The sequence below is a fragment of the Achromobacter pestifer genome (genome assembly GCF_902859625.1).
In the GTDB taxonomy this organism is placed as follows: Bacteria; Pseudomonadota; Gammaproteobacteria; order Burkholderiales; family Burkholderiaceae_B; genus Achromobacter; species Achromobacter pestifer.
The window spans coordinates 588,357-608,385 of record NZ_CADIJX010000004.1 but is presented as its reverse complement, the minus strand read 5'-3'; the positions used below and the strand labels follow the sequence as shown (position 1 = coordinate 608,385).

The 20,029-nt window shown below is 61.4% G+C and carries 24 protein-coding genes; 5 read left to right on the top strand and 19 right to left on the bottom strand.

The window, feature by feature from the left end; translation table 11 throughout:
- Nucleotides 1-5 precede the first annotated feature (5 nt).
- Nucleotides 6-1,073 (top strand): branched-chain amino acid ABC transporter permease, encoded by a 1,068-nt coding sequence (locus tag HV753_RS18605; protein ID WP_175176074.1) that lies wholly within the window; start codon nucleotides 6-8, stop codon nucleotides 1,071-1,073.
- A gap of 51 nt (nucleotides 1,074-1,124) precedes the next feature.
- On the opposite strand, the gene HV753_RS18600 is transcribed toward HV753_RS18605, so the two are convergent.
- The 18 genes from HV753_RS18600 to HV753_RS18515 all read right to left on the bottom strand — a co-directional run bounded on the left by HV753_RS18600 (nucleotide 1,125) and on the right by HV753_RS18515 (nucleotide 13,648).
- On the bottom strand, nucleotides 1,125-1,571 hold the full coding sequence (locus tag HV753_RS18600; protein WP_175176073.1) for a hypothetical protein: 447 nt from the start codon (nucleotides 1,569-1,571) through the stop codon (nucleotides 1,125-1,127).
- Between the two features lie 144 nt (nucleotides 1,572-1,715).
- Nucleotides 1,716-2,198, bottom strand: a complete 483-nt coding sequence (locus HV753_RS18595) for a hypothetical protein (RefSeq protein WP_246288310.1) — start codon at nucleotides 2,196-2,198, stop codon at nucleotides 1,716-1,718.
- Between the two features lie 107 nt (nucleotides 2,199-2,305).
- A complete protein-coding gene (gene rpsQ / locus HV753_RS18590) occupies nucleotides 2,306-2,587 on the bottom strand; it encodes a 30S ribosomal protein S17 (RefSeq protein WP_006216549.1) in 282 nt (93 codons plus the stop codon).
- Nucleotides 2,588-2,589: 2 nt separating this feature from the next.
- A complete protein-coding gene (gene rpmC, locus HV753_RS18585) occupies nucleotides 2,590-2,781 on the bottom strand; it encodes a 50S ribosomal protein L29 (RefSeq protein WP_003806912.1) in 192 nt (63 codons plus the stop codon).
- Between the two features lie 11 nt (nucleotides 2,782-2,792).
- A complete protein-coding gene (gene rplP / locus HV753_RS18580) occupies nucleotides 2,793-3,209 on the bottom strand; it encodes a 50S ribosomal protein L16 (RefSeq protein ID WP_006216552.1) in 417 nt (138 codons plus the stop codon).
- Between the two features lie 2 nt (nucleotides 3,210-3,211).
- Nucleotides 3,212-4,006 carry a 30S ribosomal protein S3 gene (rpsC, locus tag HV753_RS18575; RefSeq protein ID WP_175176071.1) on the bottom strand — a complete coding sequence of 265 codons (795 nt, stop codon included), beginning with the start codon at nucleotides 4,004-4,006 and terminating at the stop codon, nucleotides 3,212-3,214.
- A gap of 9 nt (nucleotides 4,007-4,015) precedes the next feature.
- Entirely contained in the window at nucleotides 4,016-4,345 is a 330-nt protein-coding gene (rplV, locus tag HV753_RS18570) for a 50S ribosomal protein L22 (RefSeq protein ID WP_006227021.1), read from the bottom strand.
- Nucleotides 4,346-4,348: 3 nt separating this feature from the next.
- Nucleotides 4,349-4,624: a 30S ribosomal protein S19 gene (gene rpsS, locus HV753_RS18565; RefSeq protein ID WP_006216555.1), complete on the bottom strand. Its 276-nt coding sequence runs from the start codon at nucleotides 4,622-4,624 to the stop codon at nucleotides 4,349-4,351.
- A gap of 12 nt (nucleotides 4,625-4,636) precedes the next feature.
- Entirely contained in the window at nucleotides 4,637-5,464 is an 828-nt protein-coding gene (rplB, locus tag HV753_RS18560) for a 50S ribosomal protein L2 (RefSeq protein ID WP_175176070.1), read from the bottom strand.
- On the bottom strand, nucleotides 5,465-5,761 hold the full coding sequence (rplW, locus tag HV753_RS18555; RefSeq protein ID WP_006216557.1) for a 50S ribosomal protein L23: 297 nt from the start codon (nucleotides 5,759-5,761) through the stop codon (nucleotides 5,465-5,467).
- Nucleotides 5,758-6,378 carry a 50S ribosomal protein L4 gene (gene rplD, locus HV753_RS18550; protein ID WP_175176069.1) on the bottom strand — a complete coding sequence of 207 codons (621 nt, stop codon included), beginning with the start codon at nucleotides 6,376-6,378 and terminating at the stop codon, nucleotides 5,758-5,760. The genes rplW and rplD overlap by 4 nt, the downstream gene beginning before the upstream one ends.
- Nucleotides 6,379-6,382: 4 nt before the next feature.
- Nucleotides 6,383-7,072, bottom strand: coding sequence for a 50S ribosomal protein L3 (gene rplC / locus HV753_RS18545; protein ID WP_175176068.1), 690 nt, complete (start codon nucleotides 7,070-7,072; stop codon nucleotides 6,383-6,385).
- 469 nt (nucleotides 7,073-7,541) lie between these two features.
- Nucleotides 7,542-7,853, bottom strand: coding sequence for a 30S ribosomal protein S10 (gene rpsJ / locus HV753_RS18540; RefSeq protein ID WP_003806903.1), 312 nt, complete (start codon nucleotides 7,851-7,853; stop codon nucleotides 7,542-7,544).
- Nucleotides 7,854-7,927: 74 nt separating this feature from the next.
- A complete protein-coding gene (gene tuf, locus HV753_RS18535; protein WP_054420859.1) occupies nucleotides 7,928-9,118 on the bottom strand; it encodes an elongation factor Tu in 1,191 nt (396 codons plus the stop codon).
- A gap of 76 nt (nucleotides 9,119-9,194) precedes the next feature.
- Nucleotides 9,195-11,297 carry an elongation factor G gene (fusA, locus tag HV753_RS18530; RefSeq protein WP_175176067.1) on the bottom strand — a complete coding sequence of 701 codons (2,103 nt, stop codon included), beginning with the start codon at nucleotides 11,295-11,297 and terminating at the stop codon, nucleotides 9,195-9,197.
- Nucleotides 11,298-11,315: 18 nt separating this feature from the next.
- Nucleotides 11,316-11,786 carry a 30S ribosomal protein S7 gene (rpsG, locus tag HV753_RS18525; protein WP_050450091.1) on the bottom strand — a complete coding sequence of 157 codons (471 nt, stop codon included), beginning with the start codon at nucleotides 11,784-11,786 and terminating at the stop codon, nucleotides 11,316-11,318.
- Nucleotides 11,787-11,952: 166 nt separating this feature from the next.
- The gene (gene rpsL, locus HV753_RS18520; protein WP_005017264.1) at nucleotides 11,953-12,330 is read right to left on the bottom strand and encodes a 30S ribosomal protein S12; all 378 of its coding nucleotides are present in this window, start codon (nucleotides 12,328-12,330) and stop codon (nucleotides 11,953-11,955) included.
- 616 nt (nucleotides 12,331-12,946) lie between these two features.
- Entirely contained in the window at nucleotides 12,947-13,648 is a 702-nt protein-coding gene (locus tag HV753_RS18515; protein WP_175176066.1) for a response regulator transcription factor, read from the bottom strand.
- Nucleotides 13,649-13,914: 266 nt separating this feature from the next.
- Here HV753_RS18515 and HV753_RS18510 point away from each other — a divergent pair, with 266 nt between their 5' ends.
- The 3 genes from HV753_RS18510 to HV753_RS18500 are packed head-to-tail and all read left to right on the top strand — an operon-like array spanning nucleotide 13,915 to nucleotide 18,107.
- Nucleotides 13,915-14,631, top strand: a complete 717-nt coding sequence (locus HV753_RS18510; protein WP_175176065.1) for a response regulator transcription factor — start codon at nucleotides 13,915-13,917, stop codon at nucleotides 14,629-14,631.
- Nucleotides 14,632-14,665: 34 nt separating this feature from the next.
- Nucleotides 14,666-15,772, top strand: coding sequence for a FecR domain-containing protein (locus HV753_RS18505; protein ID WP_175176064.1), 1,107 nt, complete (start codon nucleotides 14,666-14,668; stop codon nucleotides 15,770-15,772).
- A 10-nt stretch (nucleotides 15,773-15,782) separates the two neighbouring features.
- On the top strand, nucleotides 15,783-18,107 hold the full coding sequence (locus tag HV753_RS18500; RefSeq protein WP_175176063.1) for a CHASE2 domain-containing protein: 2,325 nt from the start codon (nucleotides 15,783-15,785) through the stop codon (nucleotides 18,105-18,107).
- A gap of 17 nt (nucleotides 18,108-18,124) precedes the next feature.
- Here the strand turns inward: HV753_RS18500 and HV753_RS18495 are convergent, their stop codons facing one another.
- The gene (locus HV753_RS18495) at nucleotides 18,125-19,402 is read right to left on the bottom strand and encodes a serine/threonine-protein kinase (protein WP_175176062.1); all 1,278 of its coding nucleotides are present in this window, start codon (nucleotides 19,400-19,402) and stop codon (nucleotides 18,125-18,127) included.
- Between the two features lie 157 nt (nucleotides 19,403-19,559).
- On the opposite strand from HV753_RS18495, the gene HV753_RS18490 reads away from it, so the two are divergent.
- Complete coding sequence (locus HV753_RS18490; protein WP_175176061.1) at nucleotides 19,560-19,955, top strand: TssQ family T6SS-associated lipoprotein; 396 nt, start codon at nucleotides 19,560-19,562, stop codon at nucleotides 19,953-19,955.
- The last annotated feature ends 74 nt before the right edge of the window (nucleotides 19,956-20,029 follow it).

The window sequence follows — 20,029 nt, the reverse complement described above, 5'->3', positions numbered from 1 at the left end:
CCGACATGTCTTTCCGCTTGCTCTCCGGCGATCCTCCGCGCAGCACCTTCCTGGCGCTCGTGCTGATTACCGTCGTCGCCCTGCTTGCCGCAGCGCCATTTCTCTTTCCCGGTCCCAAATCGTTGGCCGTGGCCGCCAAGATCCTCGTGTTCGTGATCCTTGTCGCCAGCTACGACCTGCTGCTGGGCTACACCGGCATCGTGAGCTTCGCGCACACCATGTTCTTCGGCATCGGCGCCTACGGCGTGGCGATCGCCAGCATCCGGATGGAGCCAGGCTGGACCGCGGTGTTCGCGGGCGTCGGTGGCGCGTTGGTCGTGTCGCTGGCGTTCGCCCTGTTGATCGGGCTGGCCAGCCTGCGCGTACGCGCGATCTTCTACGCCATGATCACGCTGGCGGTCGCGGCTGCGTTCCAGACACTGGTGTCGCAGCTGTCTGACCTGACGGGCGGCGAAGACGGCCTGAACTTCAAAGTGCCCCAGATGCTGCGCCCGGCGTTCCGGCCGCTGTCGGAACCCCTGTTCGGCGTGACGGTCGACGGCCGCATCATCACTTACTACCTGATCGCCGCGGTCTGCACCGTGCTGTTCCTGATGTTGCTGCGTATCGTGAATTCGCCGTTTGGGCGGGTGCTGCAAGCCATTCGCGAAAACCCCTTCCGCGCCGAAGCCATCGGGTATCGCACGGTGCTGTACCGCAGCCTGTCGAACCTGCTCGCCGCCGCCTTCGCCACGCTGGCCGGCGCCATGTACGCGCTTTGGCTGCGCTACAACGGGCCGGACACCTCGCTGTCGTTCGAGATCATGCTGAACATCCTGCTGATGCTGGTGATCGGCGGCATGGGCACAATGTACGGCGCGGTGGTGGGCGCCAGTCTATTCGTGTTCGCGCAAAGCTATCTACAGGATGGCTTGCACGTCATCCACGACATGGTATCCGGCGTGGCGCCGCTGGCCCTGCTGTTTGAGCCGGACCGCTGGCTGCTATGGCTGGGGATCCTGTTCGTGGTGTCGGTGTACTACTTCCCGACGGGCATCGCAGGGCGGCTGCGGGAATTTGCACGGCGGGGCTGACGTCAAAAACAGCCTCTGCGCGCAGCCAAGCCGCGCGCAGAGGCCCCTCTCCTATTTCACCTTGCTGCGTACGCGATCCAGGTCGCGGCTAAGCTGATCAATCTGGCGCTGCATCGAGCTGAACTGCCGCTCGTTTGCACTGTTGTTGCTAGAGCTACTACTGCTGCTACGGCTGCTATCACTTTGCTTGCGCTCCAGTGCAGCGATCTTCTTGTCTTGATCATCCACCTTGCGTTGCAATGCGCGGTTCTGGTTCTTCAGTTCATCCAACGTGCGCGCTTGTTCCTTGACCTGATCCATCGCCTTCTGCAACTCGCGGACTTCCATCCCTGCACGTGCGCGGCTATCGCTGCCGACGACCAGCACGCTGTCGTAGATGGGGCGAGAGACCTCAACATCCTTGAAAATAATGCTCTGAGCGCCCACCGGTGCCGATACCCCCGCGCACGCCAACACCATGAAACCTGCAACGCCAAGCTTGCCCGCGGACTTGATCATCTATGCAACTCCTGTGGTCAGAATTGTCAGCGCAATGGATGCGCTGCCGCACTTATATCAAGAATCACAGAGCTTGTAACAGCAGCGGCGCCAAGAGTCGATACGCTGCGTTTCAAAGGGCGGCAAGGACTTGATCCGCCACCTCTACTTGGCGTTCTGACGCAGCGTGTCCGCCTCGCGCCGCAGACCGTCGACGCGACGCTGCATCTCATCGATCTTGCCGCGGTCCAGTTGCGAGCCGGCTGGGGTCGGCGCCAGGGGCTTCATCGTCGAGCCCGTGTTCAACGGCATCATGGCCGGCGGCGCCGCCGCGGCATCCACGGGCTTCTGGTTGAGCAGCCGTTCAAGCAGCATCAGTTGATTGCGCTGCGCCTGTAGCGCTTGCTCTTGCGAGGCTAGCGCCTGCTCATCCTCGTTGTCCGTGCCGAAGATGGCGGCGTGGTCCGGTGATCCGGCGGGAAGCTTGACGCGCGGCTCGGGCCCCGCATTCAAGACGTTCTTGCCCGCACGCGGGTCATCCACCGGCGAGGCCGCCGTGACGTCCGCGCCCGGATCGCGCTGCGCCACGGCGGCGGCAGCCGCGCATAGCGCGACGCCAAGCACGCCGGCCTTGACGGTGCTGCGCATGAAGTCAATTATCCGCATCGGCATAGATCTCAAAGGCGAAAAAAAACGGCAAGGGGGTGAGCCCTTGCCGTTTTATATCAGAACGGCGAACCGTTCCGACGTACTACTTAGATGATACGTGCGGCTTCAACCAGACGCACCACACGCCACGACTTCGAGCGCGAGATGGGACGGCCTTCAGCGATTTCAACCGTATCGCCTTCGTTGTATTGGTTCGATTCGTCGTGCGCCTTGTACTTCGCGGAGCGCATGATGATCTTGCCGAAGATGGGGTGCTTGACGCGGCGCTCAACGAGCACAACGACAGTCTTGTCCATCTTGTTGCTGACGACCTTGCCAACCAGCGTACGCTGGCGCTTGGCCACTTGGGTGTTTTGAGTTTCGCTCATCTTTATTTCCCTGCCTTCTCGGTCAGCAAGGTGCGCACGCGAGCGATGTCGCGACGCACATTGCGCAGCTGGCTGGTGTTGGCCAGTTGCTGCGTGGCCTTCTGCATACGCAGACCGAATTGTGCCTTCAGCAGGCTTTCGAGCTCTTTGCCGAGCTCGGCGGCGTCTTTCGAACGGAGTTCGCTAGCTTTCATGTTAGTACTCCTTAAGCACCGATATGACGCGCGACGAACGTGGTCGAAATCGGCAGCTTGGCAGCGGCCAGGCGGAAAGCTTCACGCGCGATCTCTTCGCTCACACCTTCCATTTCGTAGAGCACTTTGCCGGGCTGAATTTCAGCGACCCAGTACTCAGGATTACCCTTACCGTTACCCATGCGGACTTCGGCGGGCTTTTGCGAGATGGGCTTATCCGGGAAAATGCGAATCCAGATACGGCCGCCACGCTTGATGTGACGATTGATGGCACGACGAGCAGCTTCGATCTGACGAGCGGTCAAACGGCCACGGCCGGTGGCCTTCAGACCGAATTCGCCGAACGACACGTGGGTACCACGGGTCGCCAGACCGGTGTTGCGGCCCTTCTGCTCTTTGCGATACTTTCTGCGAGAGGGTTGCAGCATGGTTATTCTCCTTCAGGCGCCGGAGCAGCGTCCGCCTTGCGGGGACCACCACGACCGCGACCACCCGGACGACCGGTGCGAGCACCGTCCGGACGATCACCACGCGGAGCGCGGCGCGGACGACGTTCTTCTTCGCGCGGGGCAGCGGTTTCCGGCGGCAATTCGCCGTTAGCCAGCATGTCGCCCTTATAGACCCAGACCTTGATGCCGATCACGCCATACGTGGTGTGGGCTTCGGAGGTGCCGTAGTCGATATTGGCCTTGAGGGTATGCAGCGGCACACGGCCTTCGCGATACCACTCGGTGCGAGCAATTTCGATACCGTTCAGACGACCGGCGCTCATGATCTTGATGCCTTGGGCACCCAGACGCATCGCGTTTTGCATCGCGCGCTTCATTGCGCGACGGAACATGATGCGCTTTTCGAGCTGTTGCGAGATCGAATCGGCAATCAGTTGAGCATCGGTTTCCGGCTTGCGGATCTCTTCGATGTTGACGTGCACAGGCACGCCCATCAAACGCTGCAGATCAGCCTTCAGGTTTTCGATGTCTTCGCCGCGCTTGCCGATCACCACGCCCGGACGAGCCGAGTAGACGGTGATGCGGGCATTCTTGGCCGGACGCTCGATGATCACGCGACCAACGGAGGCGCTCTTGAGCTTCTTTTTCAGGTACTCGCGAACGCGAATGTCTTCGGCCAACATCGTGCCGAAGGCCTTGTCGTCGGCGAACCAACGCGAGGACCAATTACGGGTGACCGCGAGACGGAACCCAGTGGGGTGAATTTTCTGACCCATCGTGACTCCTTAAGCTCCGACCTTAACCGTGATATGGCAGGTCTGCTTCTCGATACGGTTGCCGCGGCCCTTGGCGCGAGCGGAGAAGCGCTTCATCGACTGAGCCTTGTCCACAAAAATCGTGGTGACTTTCAGTTCGTCGATATCGGCGCCGTCGTTGTGCTCGGCGTTGGCGATGGCGGACTCGACAGCCTTCTTCAGGATGACGGCAGCCTTCTTCGGCGAGAAGGTGAGGATTTCCAACGCACGGCCGACCTTCTGACCACGGATCAAGTCCGCAACCAAACGGGTCTTCTGTGCGGAGATGTGAACCCCACGGATAATGGCAGTAGTTTCCATCGCTTACCTCTTCGCCTTCTTGTCCGCAGCGTGACCCTTGAACGTACGGGTCAGCGCGAACTCGCCCAGCTTGTGACCGACCATGTTCTCGTTGATGTACACGGGGACATGCTGCTTGCCGTTGTGCACAGCGATCGTCAGACCGATGAACTCGGGCAGGATCGTGGAACGACGCGACCAGGTCTTGATCGGCTTCTTGTCTTTGCCCGCGACGGCCGTGTCCACCTTTTTGATCAGGTGAGCATCGACAAACGGGCCTTTCTTGATCGAACGTGACATAGTGTTCGCCTCTTACTTGCGCTTGCGCCGTTGGACGATCATATTGTTCGTCCGCTTGTTGCGACGGGTCTTGAAACCCTTCGCCGGAGTACCCCACGGGCTGACCGGTTCGCGTGCTTCACCGGTACGGCCTTCGCCGCCACCGTGCGGGTGGTCGACCGGGTTCATGGCAACGCCACGAACCGTCGGGCGGACACCGCGCCAACGCATTGCACCGGCCTTGCCGATTTGGCGCAGGCTGTGTTCTTCGTTACCGACTTCACCAATGGTGGCGCGGCATTCGATGTGCACACGGCGAACTTCACCAGAGCGCAGACGCACTTGAGCGTAGATGCCTTCGCGAGCCAGCAGGACGGCGGAAGCGCCGGCCGAGCGGACCATCTGAGCACCCTTGCCAGGCAACATTTCTACGCAGTGAATCGTCGTACCCACCGGGATGTTGCGGATCGGCAGCGTGTTACCGGTGCGGATCGGGGCTTCAATACCCGACAGCACGGTTGCACCCACTTCCAGACCACGCGGAGCGATGATGTAACGACGTTCGCCGTCGGCGTAGCACAGCAGAGCAATGTGCGCCGTACGGTTGGGGTCATATTCCAGACGCTCGACCTTTGCCGGGATACCGTCCTTGTCACGACGGAAGTCGACAAGACGGTAATGCTGCTTGTGACCACCGCCACGATGGCGGATCGTGATGTGACCGTTGTTATTACGGCCCGAACCACGGATCTTCTTTTCCAGCAACGGCGCGTGAGGGGCACCCTTGTGCAGGTTGGGACTAACAACCTTCACCATGCCACGACGGCCAGCCGAAGTCGGCTTAACTTTTACGAGGGCCATTTACTTCACCTCCGCAAAGTCGATTTCCTGGCCGTCTTTGAGCGACACGTAAGCCTTGCGCTCATTACGGCGACGGCCAACGAATCGGCCAAAGCGCTTGACTTTGCCCTTACGGTTGAGGACCTGCACGGACTCGACCTGCACCTTGAAGAGCAGTTCGACGGCAGCCTTGATTTCCGGCTTGGTAGCATCAGCCACGACACGGAAAGCGACTTGCTGATTCTTCTCAGCGACGAACGTGGCCTTTTCGGTCACGATCGGAGCCAGAATGACTTGCATCAAGCGTTCAGCGTTCATCCCAGCATCTCCTCGAGTTGAGCGATGGCCGGCTTGGTGATCAGCACTTTCTTGTAGTGGACCAGCGACAACGGATCGGCATAACGGGGCTCGACAACGGCAACGTGCGGCAGGTTGCGGGTGGCGAGGTAAACATTCTCATCAACGCTGTCGGTGATGATCAGGACCGAGTCCAGACCCAGGCTCTTCAGCTTTGCAGCGGCGTCCTTGGTCTTGGGCGAAGCCAGATCAAACGATTCGACAACAGCGATGCGGTCTTCACGAGCCAGTTGCGACAAGATCGAACGGATCCCGGCGCGGTACATCTTCTTGTTGACCTTCTGGCTGAAGTTCTCTTCGGGCGAGTTCGGGAAAATCCGACCACCGCCACGCCACAACGGCGACGAAGTCATACCAGCGCGTGCGCGGCCGGTACCCTTCTGGCGCCAGGGCTTCTTGGTCGAGTGCTTAACTTCGGCACGATCCTTCTGAGCGCGGTTGCCGGCACGGGCATTGGCTTGGAAAGCCACCACGATCTGATGAATCAGAGCTTCGTTGAAGTCACGGCCGAAGATCGTGTCGGGCGCGCTGAACGTAGCAGCGGCCTGACCTTGGTCGTTCAGGAGCTTGAGATCCATTTACTTACGCTCCCTTCTTGGCCGGGGCCTTGATGGCCGGGCGCACGACGATGTCGGCGCCAGCGTGGCCGGGGACAGCGCCCTTGACCAGCAGCAGGCCACGCTCAACGTCAACGCGAACGACGTCGAGGTTTTGAACGGTGCGGGTGACATCACCCAGGTGACCAGCCATCTTCTTACCCGGGAACACGCGGCCCGGATCTTGAGCTTGACCAATCGAGCCGGGAACGCGGTGCGAACGGGAGTTACCGTGCGAAGCGCGTTGCGAACCGAAGTGGTGACGCTTGATGGTACCGGCGAAGCCTTTACCAATGGTCGTGCCCGTCACGTCGACCTGTTGGCCGGCTTCGAACACGGATTCCACGGCGATCACAGCACCAGCCGCAAATTCAGCGGCGCGTGCGGGATCAAGGCGGAATTCTTTGAGGATGCTACCGGCTTCAACGCCGGCCTTGGCGTAGTGGCCCGTTTGCGGCTGAGCCACACGCGAGGCACGACGAGTGCCATAAGTCACTTGGATCGCGGCGTAGCCGTCGGTTTCCAGCGACTTAATTTGGGTCACGCGGTTGTTAGACACGTCCAGCACGGTTACCGGGATGGATTCACCTTCCTCGGTAAAAATGCGGGTCATGCCGACCTTGCGACCCACCAGCCCCAGCCGGTGAGCGGCGGGCGTGGGTGTCGAATTCGACATCGTTTTCTCCATTCCCGACTGCGATTGGTCGGGGCTAATCGGGCAAAAGGTAACGGCCTCTGCCCTACGACTATGTTCAACCTGGGCTGGGGATTATTGGGGGTTACCCCATCCCTCTTCCCATAGTTAGACTTGCCACAAAATGGCAAGCTTGGCATATTAGCATGTTTTTTTCAGTCAGCACAAGCACTTAGCCCACTTATGCTGTGTTCGGCGCGGCCGTTTTGCCACACTGCGGCACTGCTCTGCCGGCAGTCCCGCAAGCCAAGCAACGATGGCCCGCCGGCGGGCAAGCCCGTCGCGCAGCAACTGGAACGGCAAGCAGCACAGTAAGTGCCCGCTAACCCAGGCGTGTGCTGCCGGTTGGCGAAGACTGCGTCCTGGCCACAAAAACAAAATGGCCGCACTCCCGGGGGAATACGGCCATTTTTTACGAGCCTACCGGCGAAGGTAGCAGGCTCGATACGCCTTATTGCAGGGCGATTTCGACGTCGACGCCGGCCGGCAGGTCCAGACGCATCAGAGCGTCAACGGTCTTGTCGGTGGGATCAACGATGTCCATCAAACGCTGATGGGTACGGATTTCGAACTGGTCACGCGACGTCTTGTTGACGTGCGGCGAACGCAGAACGTCGTAGCGACGGATACGCGTGGGCAGCGGCACCGGGCCGCGGACAACGGCGCCGGTACGCTTGGCGGTGTCGACGATTTCAGCGGCCGATTGATCGATCAGCTTGTAATCGAATGCTTTCAAGCGGATACGGATCTTTTGGTTTTTCATGGCGTTTCCTAAAGAACGAGAGGCGAGGACGACGAGTCGTCCTCGCTGGTTGTGTGCTACTTAAGTGATCCGAATTACTTCAGGATCTTGGCGACGACGCCGGCGCCGACGGTACGACCGCCTTCACGAATGGCGAAACGCAGACCTTCTTCCATGGCGATCGGAGCCAACAGCTTGACCGTCATGGCCACGTTGTCGCCCGGCAGAACCATTTCCTTGTCGGCCGGCAGCTCGATCGTGCCCGTCACGTCCGTCGTGCGGAAGTAGAACTGGGGACGATAGCCTTGGAAGAACGGAGTGTGACGGCCGCCTTCTTCCTTGGACAGGATGTACACCTCGGACGTGAAGTCCGTGTGCGGGGTGATCGAGCCCGGCTTGGCCAGAACTTGGCCGCGCTGGACGTCTTCACGCTTGGTGCCGCGCAGCAGGATGCCCACGTTGTCGCCAGCTTGACCTTGGTCGAGCAGCTTGCGGAACATTTCAACGCCCGTGCAAGTCGTCTTGACCGTCGGCACCAGGCCCACGATTTCGATTTCTTCGCCGACCTTGACGATGCCGCGTTCGATACGACCGGTCACGACGGTGCCGCGGCCAGAGATCGAGAACACGTCTTCAACCGGCATCAGGAACGCGCCGTCAACGGCACGCTCAGGCGTCGGGATGTACGAATCCAGCGCATCGGCCAAGGCCATGATCGCTTGCTCGCCCAGTTCGCCCTTGTCGCCTTCCAGCGCCAGCTTGGCCGAACCCTTGACGATCGGGGTGTCATCACCCGGGAAGTCGTACTTCGACAGAAGTTCGCGAACTTCCATTTCCACCAGCTCGAGCAGCTCGGCGTCGTCAACCATGTCAGCCTTGTTCAGGAAGACGATGATGTACGGCACGCCAACTTGGCGGCTCAGCAGGATGTGTTCACGAGTTTGCGGCATCGGGCCGTCAGCGGCCGAAACCACCAGGATCGCGCCGTCCATTTGCGCCGCGCCCGTGATCATGTTCTTCACATAGTCAGCGTGGCCCGGGCAGTCAACGTGCGCGTAGTGGCGCGCTTGCGTTTCGTACTCGACGTGGGCGGTGTTGATCGTGATGCCGCGAGCCTTTTCTTCAGGAGTCGCATCGATCTGGTCGTAGCCCTTGGCTTCGCCACCGAACTTGTTCGACAGAACGGTCGTGATAGCTGCCGTCAACGTCGTTTTGCCGTGGTCAACGTGACCAATCGTACCCACGTTCACGTGCGGCTTGGTACGTTCAAACTTGCCTTTTGCCATGATCTCTATCCTTTAACTTTCAAGGAAACTTGATTTCGCCAGGGCCGCCCGATTGAGCGGACCTGGCAAGGGTTATTTACTTGGCCCGAGCGGCGATGACTTCGTCAGCGACGTTCTTGGGAGCCTCGGAGTAATGCTTGAATTCCATCGTGTACGTGGCACGACCTTGCGTCAACGAACGCAGGTTCGTGGCGTAACCGAACATCTCAGCCAGGGGCACTTCAGCCTTGATGGCCTTGCCGCCGCCGACCATGTCGTCCATGCCTTGAACCATACCGCGACGCGAGGACAGATCGCCCATCACGGTGCCGGCGTAGTCTTCAGGCGTTTCGACTTCAACGGCCATCATCGGTTCCAGCAGCACCGGGCTAGCCTTGCGCAGGCCTTCCTTGAATGCCATGGAGCCGGCCATCTTGAACGCGTTTTCGTTCGAGTCCACATCGTGGTACGAACCGAAGAACAGCGTCGCCTTGACGTCGACGATCGGATAGCCAGCCAACACGCCCGAAGGCAGCGTTTCCTGGATGCCCTTGTCCACCGCCGGGATGTATTCGCGAGGAACCACACCGCCCTTGATGGCGTCCACGAATTCGTAGCCACCGCCAGGAGGCAACGGCTCGACCTTCAGGACCACGTGACCGTACTGACCGCGACCGCCCGACTGCTTGACGAACTTGCCTTCGACTTCTTCGCAGACCTTGCGGATCGTTTCACGGTAGGCCACTTGCGGCTTGCCGACGTTGGCTTCAACGCCGAACTCACGCTTCATGCGGTCGACCAGAATTTCCAGGTGAAGCTCGCCCATGCCGGAAATGATGGTTTGGCCGGATTCTTCGTCGCTGCGCACGCGGAACGACGGATCTTCCTGAGCCAGACGCGACAGCGCCAGACCCATCTTTTCCTGGTCAGCCTTCGACTTCGGTTCCACGGCCTGCGAAATCACGGGCTCGGGGAAAATCATGCGTTCGAGCAAGATGTGGGAGTCGATGTCGCACAGCGTTTCGCCGGTGGTCACGTCTTTCAGACCCACCACGGCGGCGATGTCGCCTGCCAACACTTCCTTGATTTCTTCGCGGTTGTTCGCGTGCATCTGCAGAATGCGACCAATACGTTCTTTCTTGCCCTTGATGGGGTTGTAGACCGTATCGCCCGACTTCAGGACGCCCGAGTAAACGCGCACGAAGGTCAATTGACCCACGAACGGATCGCTCATCAGCTTGAATGCCAGAGCCGAGAACTTCTCTTCGTCGTTAGCTTCACGCTTGACGGGATTGCCATCGTCGTCCATGCCATCAACCGGCGGAATATCCACGGGCGAAGGCAGGTAGTCGATGACCGCGTCCAGCATGCGCTGCACGCCCTTGTTCTTGAAGGCGGTGCCGCACAGCATCGGCTGGATTTCGCCAGCGATGGTGCGTTGACGGATGGCCAGGTTGATTTCGTCTTCGTCCAAGGAACCCGTTTCCAGGTACTTGTTCATCAACTCTTCCGACGACTCAGCGGCGGCTTCAACCAGCTTTTCGCGCCATTCGTTTGCCAGGCCTTCCAGCTCGGCCGGAATGTCTGCGTAGTCGAACTTGATGCCTTGGCTGGCTTCGTCCCAAATGATCGCCTTCATCTTGACCAGGTCGACCACGCCTTGGAACGTGTCTTCGGCACCGATCGGGATCACGATCGGCACGGGATTGGCGCGCAGGCGCGTCTTCAGCTGGTCATAGACCTTGAAGAAGTTGGCACCGGTGCGGTCCATCTTGTTGACGAAGGCCAGACGCGGCACGCCGTACTTGTTGGCTTGGCGCCACACGGTTTCGGACTGGGGCTGAACACCACCCACCGCGCAATAGACCATGCAAGCACCGTCCAGGACGCGCATGGAACGTTCCACCTCAATGGTGAAGTCCACGTGCCCCGGGGTGTCGATGATGTTGATGCGGTGTTCGGGATAGTTCTTCGCCATGCCACGCCAAAACGCCGTCGTTGCTGCCGACGTAATGGTGATGCCACGCTCTTGCTCTTGTTCCATCCAGTCCATGGTGGCTGCGCCATCATGCACTTCGCCAATCTTGTGATTGACGCCGGTGTAGAACAGGATACGTTCGGTCGTGGTGGTCTTCCCTGCATCGATGTGCGCAGAGATACCAATGTTGCGATAGCGCTCGATCGGGGTTTTGCGGGCCATGGTGGATTAGTCCTTAAATTACCAGCGGAAATGGCTGAAGGCCTTGTTGGCCTCTGCCATCTTGTGCGTGTCTTCGCGCTTCTTCATCGCGGCGCCACGACCTTCAGCGGCGTCGATCAGTTCGCCAGCAAGACGCAGATCCATCGATTTTTCGCCACGCTTCTTAGCGGCTTCACGGAGCCAACGCATAGCCAGGGCCAGGCGGCGCACGGGGCGCACTTCAACCGGCACTTGGTAGTTGGCACCGCCAACGCGGCGGCTCTTCACTTCGACGATCGGCTTGATGTTGTTGATCGCCAGGCTGAAAACTTCGATCGGCTCTTTGCCGGTCTTGGTTTGCACTTGCTCGAGGGCACCGTAAACGATGCGCTCGGCGACGGCCTTCTTGCCGTCCAGCATGACGACGTTCATGAACTTGGCGAGTTCGACGCTGCCGAACTTGGGATCGGGCAGAATCTCGCGCTTGGGTACTTCGCGACGACGGGGCATTGTTGCTTCCTTGTGTCTGTTCAGTTGAACCGTGTTTCATTACACGGCCATGGCCGCCCATTGGGACGACCCCTTACGTGCCGCGCTCCATCCCAAAAACCGGAGGGCGCGGTCGCACTTCCCTAGTGACGGACTGCCGCCACGCGGGGGTACTGCTGACTCGTTATTAAGCCTTCTTCGGGCGCTTGGCGCCGTACTTCGAGCGGGCTTGCTTACGATCCTTGACGCCTTGCAGGTCGAGGGAACCGCGCACGATGTGATAACGCACACCGGGCAAGTCCTTCACACGACCGCCACGCACCAGAACCACCGAGTGCTCTTGCAGGTTGTGGCCTTCACCGCCGATGTACGAAATGACTTCGTAACCGTTGGTCAGACGCACTTTGGCAACCTTGCGCAGAGCGGAGTTCGGCTTCTTGGGGGTGGTGGTGTACACGCGAGTGCACACGCCGCGGCGTTGCGGGCAGTTTTCGAGCGCAGGGCTCTTGCTTTTGATGATGCTGACTTCGCGCGGCTTGCGCACGAGTTGGCTAATGGTAGGCATGACCTTTGAAATCCCTTTTACGTACCACTGGTAAGTACTTTCGTACTCGTCTCCTCAAGCGGTGAATCTTTCGGAGAAGGCAGTTCGCGCAAAACCGCCTCAAACGTTCATATACGTAAAAGAGCGGGCTTGCCAACAAACTATGACAAACGCACAAAACTGGATGCGGCCGGGGCAGTTGGACGAGTCATTACGCGAGCCATACGAGCCATACGAGCCATACTGATGGACCTAAAACAAGAGGCTCGTGACGCACCTTGGTTTCAGGCCCTGGCGGGGTCTTGACTTGGGTTTTGACTTGGGTCTTGAACTGTTTGCCCTTTTGCGTACAGATTTTGCGCGCGAAATAAAGCAGTAAGCCCTTTAGCATAACTGAGATCAAGGGCTACTGTCAAAGAAATTTGTAAATGCCGCGACGCGATGCATTGCCGGCGAAAAGACGGCAAAAAGGCAGTAACTTAGCCGTGGGTCGTGAAAAATGGGGCCACGTACCCGTACAAATTCATGGTGACCGCCAGATTGGCAGCCGCATGATTCGGCCTGAAAACCGCCGGATCATGCGGGTAAACCATGAGTTTTTGCCACTGCGTGGAAGCAGTGTACTCGCCCCAGGACGCTACTGGTCCGCGAATAGGTAACCGCTGCCGTAGACCGTGCGGATCGGCAGCATGACGCCGGCCAATTCCGCCTTGCGGCGCAGGCGGCTGACAATCACATCGATGCTGCGCGAGCCGCTGGAACGCACGCCGCCCCCTTCCACGCGAAGTTCGTCGCCCAGTTCAGAACGGCCCACCGCCCTGCCCGCCACTTCCAGCAGCGAACGCACGATCAGGCGCTCGTTGGCCGACAGCGAAATGGCCGCCCCCGAGGGAGCCACCAGCGTCCAGCCCTGGTCCCGCAGTTCCCACTGAGCAGTGACGGTATCGTCGGATACCGGATTGCCTTGGCCAGCAGGCAGGCGCCGAGCCAACGCCAGCAGGATGCAGGCGAGTTCGCGCGGATCCTGAGGATCCGTCAGACAAGCGTCCGCGCCGCTTTGCAGGCAACGCAAACGGCTATCCACGGACATGCCGCGGCCAGTGACCACGATCCCCATGGGCGACGACCCATGCAACCGTGCGACCAGGGCATACCCGATTTCACCCAATGTCCCAACATCCAGGACCACGGCATCGTAGATACCGCTATTGAGCAACCCGAACAGCTCAAGCGATGTCGAACACCCGCGCGCGGAGATTCCGGCCTGCAGCAATGCGGACACGGCAGCGTTGCGGCCGCCTTCGTCCGGCGACATCATAAGTATGCGCAATTGATTCATAGCTATTTCCACCTCCAACCCGAAACCACTCCACGTGGCCGAATGTGACGACGACACGTGGGGCGATTGAGACAGTGTGGCGCCTTGTTACGCAACAACTCCAGTCAAGATTCGTTAATTTTGCAATGTTTGACACTTCTTTCCATAACGTAGCCAGCCCTACCGCTGCCCGAGTTATCATTCGATTACACAAATTCGCTTATCTCTCATGCAGTAGGGCGCCACAGGGCGCGCTTGCGTAGCAAACCTTCGCGAGAACACGTCTGATGAAAATCGCGTCGCTGGAAGACGACCTTGATCAAGCCCGGCGCATCCAGCAAGTGCTGACCGCCGCGGGATACACCTGCACTAGTTACCACCAGAGCCGTGACCTGCTGGCCGCGCTGCGCACAGAGAGCTTCGACCTGGTGCTGCTGGATTGGCATCTGCCCGATATCGACGGCGACGATGTGGTGCGCTGGTTGCGCGCCAACATCGGCCCGCGCGTGCCCGTCATCTTCCTGACCAACCGGTCCAGCGAAGACGATCTGGTGGAGGGCTTGCGCGCTGGCGCGGACGATTACATCGTCAAGCCTTTGCGTCCCTTGGAACTGCTGGCCCGAGTGGCGGCGTTGCTTCGCCGCAGCCAAATTTCCGAACCCACGAGTACGTCCTTCCACGTCGCCAACTACCACATCGAGCCCGCGGCGCGCGTCATCTCGTTAAGCGGCGCTGCGGTGACCTTGGCCCCAAAGGAATTCGAGCTGGCCCTGCTGTTCTTTCGCAATCAGGGCCGCCTCATGTCGCGCGACGTCCTGGCCGAATGCGTGTGGAACCGGGAAATTCCCGCGACCTCCCGCACGCTGGACACGCACTTGTCGAACATCCGGCAAAAGCTTCAGCTGCGCCCCGAAAACGGCGTGCGCCTTACTTCGTCTTATGCCCTGGGTTACCGACTGGAACTGATCGGCGCGTCAGACGACAACCAGGCCAGTTCGTCGTAGACGCCTTGCGCGCATTTCTGGAGAACCGATCGTTATGAGCCGCACCTGCGCGCTTTCTTTGCTTGCCCTGCTTTCCTGCGGGCTCGCCGCCCCCGCGAACAGCCAGCCCGCCGGCGCCCTGGGCGACGACTTCATCTACCGCGTCCGTCAGGGCGACACGCTGATCAACCTGGCCACGCAGTACACGCGCAACCAGGCCAACTGGGCACAGTTGCAGACGCTGAACAAGGTGGTCACGCCGGAAACGCTGCCTATCGGGCTGGAATTACGCATCCCGTTGGCCATGATCCCCGAACGCCCCGCCCAGGCCCGCGTGCTTCACGTCAGCGGCCAGGCCAACATGAACGGCAAATCCTTGCGGCCGGGCGAAGACCTGGCCGAAGGCAGCACCGTGGAGACCGCGCCCAACGGCTTTGTCACCTTGGAACTGGCCGATGGGTCCAAGCTCACCCTGCCCGCTGGCGGCTCGGTCGAACTGACGCGCCTGCGCCAATTTGAAGGCACGGCGCTGACGGACTCCGTCATCCATGTGCAGCGCGGCAGCGTCGAATCGACCGTTGCGCCCTCCGGACAAGGCGTGGGCCGCTTTGAGGTGCGCACCCCCGTCGCCGTCACCGGCGTGCGTGGCACGCGGTTCCGCGTGCAAAGCGGCGCGGGCGGCGTGCAAAGCGAAGTGCTGGAAGGCAGCGTTCGCCTGCAACCGCACGCGCCCGGCGCCGCTCCCGCCAAACCGGTGTCGGTGGCGCGCGGTTACGGCGCTGCCGTCCGCCACGATGGCAGCGTATCCGGCGTGCGCGAACTGTTGGCCGCCCCCGGATTGAGCGCTCCCGAGCGATCAGACGGCGGAGCCTGGACCAGCGCCTTCGCCCCCGTGCCCGGTGCGGAAAGCTACCTGGTGCGCGTATCGCGCGACGCCGACGGCGCGCTGCCCGTGTCGTCCGTCAGCTTCCCCACGAATAGCATTCGCTTCACCGCGCCCGGCCCCGGCGCCTACTACGTATCGGTGCGCGCCATCGACGATCTTGGCCTGAGCGGCCAGGACGCCGTGGCCACGTTTGAAGGCGCGAACCAGCTCATGACGTCCTATGGCTTGGGCGTGGGCAGCGGCACGGGCGAGCCCATCATACTGACCGAGTACTAGAGACTGTCCCATGCCCGACGCTGCCGACCTCCTCGACCGGACCTCGCGCTCAGGGCTATGGTTGACGGTGGTGCTGGCAACCCTGGCGGCCGTGCTGGGTTCGCTCAATGGCCTAGGCCGGGTCGATCAGATTATCTACGACCGCGCCGTCACGCTGACGGGCCGCAACGCGGACCCCGACATCCTGATCGTCGCCATCGATGACGCCAGCATCGATACGCTGGGGCGCTGGCCGTGGCGACGCGCGATCCACGCCGCGCTGCTGGACCGCCTGCAAGGCGCCCGTGCCGTTGGGCTGGACGTGATCTTCGCGGAAGGAGACATGGTCAACCCCAACGACGACCAGCTCCTTGCCGACAGCATCCGGCGCAACGGCCATACCGTCCTGCCCATTGTGCTGGACAACCTGCACAACCCATCGTCCATCGCCGGCCCCATCCCGGTGCTGGCCCAGGCGGCCGCATCAAGCGGTTTCATCAACGCGCGCATCGATCCGGACGGCGTGGTACGCGAGGCCACGCTGGCAACCACGTTCGCGGGCGAACGTCGACTCCATCTGGCCCTATCCATGCTGATGGTCGGCGGTCAATCCGATCAGGCGCAGCGACTCATTCGGCAAGCGGGCCCGGAGGGCGACATTCTGATCCCCTATGCCGGTTCCACTGCCCACATGCGCACCGTCTCGTACCTGTCGGTCCTGCGCGGCGACCTGCCCGCCGACGAACTACGCGGTAAATACGTGCTGGTCGGCGCCTGGGCCACCGGCTTGGGCGACGCCTACCCCACGCCGGTATCACATGATCTCAGCGGCATGTCGGGCGTGGAGATCATTGCCAACTTGCTGCAAGCCGCGCGCGACGACATTGCCTACCGCCGACCCGCCCCGGCCTGGATTGCACTGTTCTCCGCGCTGCCCGTGCTGTTGGCCTGCCTGGCGTTGTGGCGGCTATCGCCCAAGCGCGCCCTGCTGATCAGCATCGCCCTGTTCGCGGGCATTCTCCTGGCGTCATGGTTGTTGTTGTTCTACGCCTATCTGTGGTTCGCACCGGCCGCCGCATTGATGAGCGTGGCGCTTTGCTATCCCCTCTGGAGCTGGCGTAGCCAGGAAGCGGCGCTGCGCTACATGGATAACGAATTGCGCCGCCTGCAACGCGAATACCCCCCGGTGCTGAACGAAGCCCGTGCCCAGCTGGCCGGCCCCAATGCGTCGCTGGAAAGCCGGGTGGGTGAGTTGCGGCGCGCGCTGGCGCGGGTGCGCAACCTGCGACGCTTCCTGGCCGATGGCCTGGACGGCATGCCGGACGCCACACTGGTCTTCGATCAAGAAGGCCATATGCAGTTTCGCAACCAAGCCGCCGTCATGTACTTTCAGCGCCTGGGCATGCGGCCGCCTCGCGTCGGGCATCCCGCCACCCACTTGCTTGAGAAAACGATTTCCGACGAAACGACGCGACAGCGCGTCGCCGATGCACTAAGCGGCCAGCGTCCGACGGACGCCACGTCGCCCTGGAGCGCCGACCTGGAAGTACGCGACTACGCGGGACGCGACCTGATATTGAAATGCGCGCCCATCCACACCGCCGAAGGCAATTTCGCCGGCACCGTCGCCACGTTGACCGACATCTCGCGCATCCGCCAAGCCGAACGCCAGCGCGAGGAAACCCTGCGCTTCATTTCGCACGACATGCGCGCGCCACAGAGCTCCATCCTGGCGCTGGTGGAAATGAAGCAGGAAGCCGGCGCACCCGAGGGTCAAGGCGATACCCTCGCACGCATCGCCACACTGGCCAATCGAACCCTGCATCTGGTCGATGACTTCGTGCATCTGACGCGCGCGGAATCGATGACGATCAGCGCGGTGGAACTGGACTTGGGCAGTCTGCTACAGGATGGCGTCGACGAATTCTGGGCTTCCGCGCAAAAACGGGGCATTGCACTGGGCTTGCGCCTGCCATTGCCGATCGCCTATACGCGCGGCGACCAGACGCTGTTGATGCGCGCCCTGTGCAACCTGATCGACAACGCCATCAAGTACAGCCCCGCCGACACGCGCATCGAATGCGGCATCGACGAAGACGCCGGCTTCTGGAAGGTCGCCGTCCGCGATCAGGGACAAGGGATTGCGAACGAAGATCTGGTCCGGCTATTCGAGCCATTTTCGCGCGTGGGCGTCGAGACCCGAGGCGATGTCGGCGGCGCCGGCCTGGGCCTGGCGTTCGTACGCACGGTAGCCGAACGCCATGGCGGATCCGTGGAAGTCAGCAGCGAACTGGGCGTCGGGTCAGTATTCACCTTGCGCCTGCCTGCCGCGCCGGACGCACCGCAACCCTCCTGACGGGCGCCCTCGGCCGCTTACTGGAAGACGTGCGAGATCACCGCGGCCTTGCCGGCCTTGATCTCCAGGGTTCCCCGATACGGCGGCAGGTCCGCATTGCGCAGCACCACCTGGTACTTGCCGGGAATCAACCGCAATTCCTTAACGGGCGGACTGATGCCGCGCGCAATGCCATTGATCCAGACTTCGCCCCAAGGCCGGATATCCAGGCGCACCGTCACGGGGACAGCCAAGGGCTTGGGTTTGGGCGCTTCATCGGTGGTCGCGGTGGCGGCCTCCGGTGCTTGCGCTGCGGGAGCCGGGGGCTCCGTGGACATCGCGGGAGGCGGCGCCGCAGCGGTTGAATCATTCGACTCCGCCGTCGCCGCCACGGGTGGCTGAGCCGGCGTGGCGGGTTGCCATTGCGCGGTGGGCAGCGACGGGGCCAGCGCGACGGGCGGCATCGCCTGAGCGACAGGCGGCACCACGGCCTGTGGCACCGGATGCACAACCGGCGGATTGGGCTGGACCAGCTCTGAACTGGTGATCAAAACGTTGGGCGTGCCCATGCCCCAATGGAACCAAGCGTACGTGCTCACGCCGATCAGCGCCACGACGCTGAGCACGGCCATCAGAGATCGACGGTACCGGCCTGGGGGCTTGGCCGCATAGGCCGCGGGCGGCACCACAGGAGAAGCCGGTGCCGCGTCCAATTCGGCAGGTGCCGGTTCGATGTACGCGGCCACGCCCAGCAAGGCGGCCAACTCGGCCAGCGTCTGCGGCCTGTCGGCCGGCGCCATGGCCAAGCCGGCATCAATGACGCCCAGGAAGTCCTGGCTGTACTTGGACAAACCCAGCGACGCCAAGGGTTCGTAGGTATCCGCGGCACGGCGCTCGGGCGCGGGCACAGGCCGATGGCCAGTCACCAAGGCATGCATCACGGCGCATAGGGCGTAGACGTCACTCCAGGGGCCGCGTGGCCACTCCATCGAATCGGAATAAAGCTCGAACGGCGCGAAACCGGGCGTGGGGCTCCGGCTGGCTCGCCGCGAACGCGCGACGACCAGTTCGGGCAACAAATGGGCACGTGCGCCCTCGTCCATCCCCACGGTTTCCAACGAAATGTCACCGCAGATCTCACCCTGCGCATGCAAGGCGATCAGGGACGGCAGCAGATCGGACAGGAGCCGCTTGATACGTGTTTCCGGCACGCCTCCCGCCGTACTGGCGGAAATCGCGCTCAAGGGGCGCAAGGCAAGCGGCGCGGCGCCGGAAAAGGGGCCACGCGGCGTCAGGAGGCCGGTGGGAGCAGGCATTATCGGAATTGCGCTCATGCGCGAAAATAGTGCAAAGGTTGAATAGCCTGAATATTATCCAATCCGCAACACTAGGACATTGCCGAAAATGTCCGAGCGCATCAGGCTGTGGCACGATAGCGTATCGCCCACCCCCCTCTTATCCCTCTTTCAAGCTATGAAAATTCGCCTTCTGAGCAGTTTGCTCGGCGCGTCGTTGATGTTGGCGGGCTGCGCCGGAATCTCGTCCCAGCCCCCTGAAAGCCCCGCCACGCCCGAAGCGCTGGCGCAATTGCAACAAGTCCGCGACACCTACGGCGCCGGCCGCTACGGTGAGGTCATCCGCAGCGTAGCCACGTCGGACGCCTTGGCGACATCAACCAAGGCGGTGCGTATCGAAGCCTACAAGCTGCAAGCCTTCAGCTATTGCGTCAGCCGCTATACCCAATTGTGCGAAGACAGTTTCGTCCGCATCCTGGCGCTGGATCCCACTTTTGAACTAGCCCCCAATGAAGCCGGACACCCGTCCTGGGGCCCCGTCTTCCAGCGCGCGCGGGCACAAGCCACCAAATAGCCACCCTGGTTCCGCCAAAAGAAAAAGGCCGCTGATTCGCATCAGCGGCCTTTCTACTTTCAACCCCCGCACCC

Bases quoted from the DNA above. Each gene is read 5' to 3' on its own strand.
- HV753_RS18510 (WP_175176065.1), top strand. From the start codon at position 13,915: ATGAAAATCGCGTCGCTGGAAGACGACCTTGATCAAGCCCGGCGCATC.
- rpsQ (WP_006216549.1), bottom strand. From the start codon at position 2,587: ATGAGCGAAACTCAAAACACCCAAGTGGCCAAGCGCCAGCGTACGCTG.
- rpmC (WP_003806912.1), bottom strand. From the start codon at position 2,781: ATGAAAGCTAGCGAACTCCGTTCGAAAGACGCCGCCGAGCTCGGCAAA.
- rpsS (WP_006216555.1), bottom strand. From the start codon at position 4,624: ATGTCACGTTCGATCAAGAAAGGCCCGTTTGTCGATGCTCACCTGATC.
- rplP (WP_006216552.1), bottom strand. From the start codon at position 3,209: ATGCTGCAACCCTCTCGCAGAAAGTATCGCAAAGAGCAGAAGGGCCGC.
- rplB (WP_175176070.1), bottom strand. From the start codon at position 5,464: ATGGCCCTCGTAAAAGTTAAGCCGACTTCGGCTGGCCGTCGTGGCATG.
- rpsG (WP_050450091.1), bottom strand. From the start codon at position 11,786: ATGCCCCGTCGTCGCGAAGTACCCAAGCGCGAGATTCTGCCCGATCCC.
- rplV (WP_006227021.1), bottom strand. From the start codon at position 4,345: ATGGAAACTACTGCCATTATCCGTGGGGTTCACATCTCCGCACAGAAG.
- tuf (WP_054420859.1), bottom strand. From the start codon at position 9,118: ATGGCAAAAGGCAAGTTTGAACGTACCAAGCCGCACGTGAACGTGGGT.
- rplD (WP_175176069.1), bottom strand. From the start codon at position 6,378: ATGGATCTCAAGCTCCTGAACGACCAAGGTCAGGCCGCTGCTACGTTC.
- fusA (WP_175176067.1), bottom strand. From the start codon at position 11,297: ATGGCCCGCAAAACCCCGATCGAGCGCTATCGCAACATTGGTATCTCT.
- rplC (WP_175176068.1), bottom strand. From the start codon at position 7,072: ATGTCGAATTCGACACCCACGCCCGCCGCTCACCGGCTGGGGCTGGTG.
- HV753_RS18500 (WP_175176063.1), top strand. From the start codon at position 15,783: ATGCCCGACGCTGCCGACCTCCTCGACCGGACCTCGCGCTCAGGGCTA.
- HV753_RS18490 (WP_175176061.1), top strand. From the start codon at position 19,560: ATGAAAATTCGCCTTCTGAGCAGTTTGCTCGGCGCGTCGTTGATGTTG.
- rpsC (WP_175176071.1), bottom strand. From the start codon at position 4,006: ATGGGTCAGAAAATTCACCCCACTGGGTTCCGTCTCGCGGTCACCCGT.
- rpsL (WP_005017264.1), bottom strand. From the start codon at position 12,330: ATGCCTACCATTAGCCAACTCGTGCGCAAGCCGCGCGAAGTCAGCATC.
- HV753_RS18515 (WP_175176066.1), bottom strand. From the start codon at position 13,648: ATGAATCAATTGCGCATACTTATGATGTCGCCGGACGAAGGCGGCCGC.
- rpsJ (WP_003806903.1), bottom strand. From the start codon at position 7,853: ATGAAAAACCAAAAGATCCGTATCCGCTTGAAAGCATTCGATTACAAG.
- rplW (WP_006216557.1), bottom strand. From the start codon at position 5,761: ATGAACGCTGAACGCTTGATGCAAGTCATTCTGGCTCCGATCGTGACC.
- HV753_RS18605 (WP_175176074.1), top strand. From the start codon at position 6: ATGTCTTTCCGCTTGCTCTCCGGCGATCCTCCGCGCAGCACCTTCCTG.
- HV753_RS18595 (WP_246288310.1), bottom strand. From the start codon at position 2,198: ATGCGCAGCACCGTCAAGGCCGGCGTGCTTGGCGTCGCGCTATGCGCG.
- HV753_RS18495 (WP_175176062.1), bottom strand. From the start codon at position 19,402: ATGCCTGCTCCCACCGGCCTCCTGACGCCGCGTGGCCCCTTTTCCGGC.
- HV753_RS18505 (WP_175176064.1), top strand. From the start codon at position 14,666: ATGAGCCGCACCTGCGCGCTTTCTTTGCTTGCCCTGCTTTCCTGCGGG.
- HV753_RS18600 (WP_175176073.1), bottom strand. From the start codon at position 1,571: ATGATCAAGTCCGCGGGCAAGCTTGGCGTTGCAGGTTTCATGGTGTTG.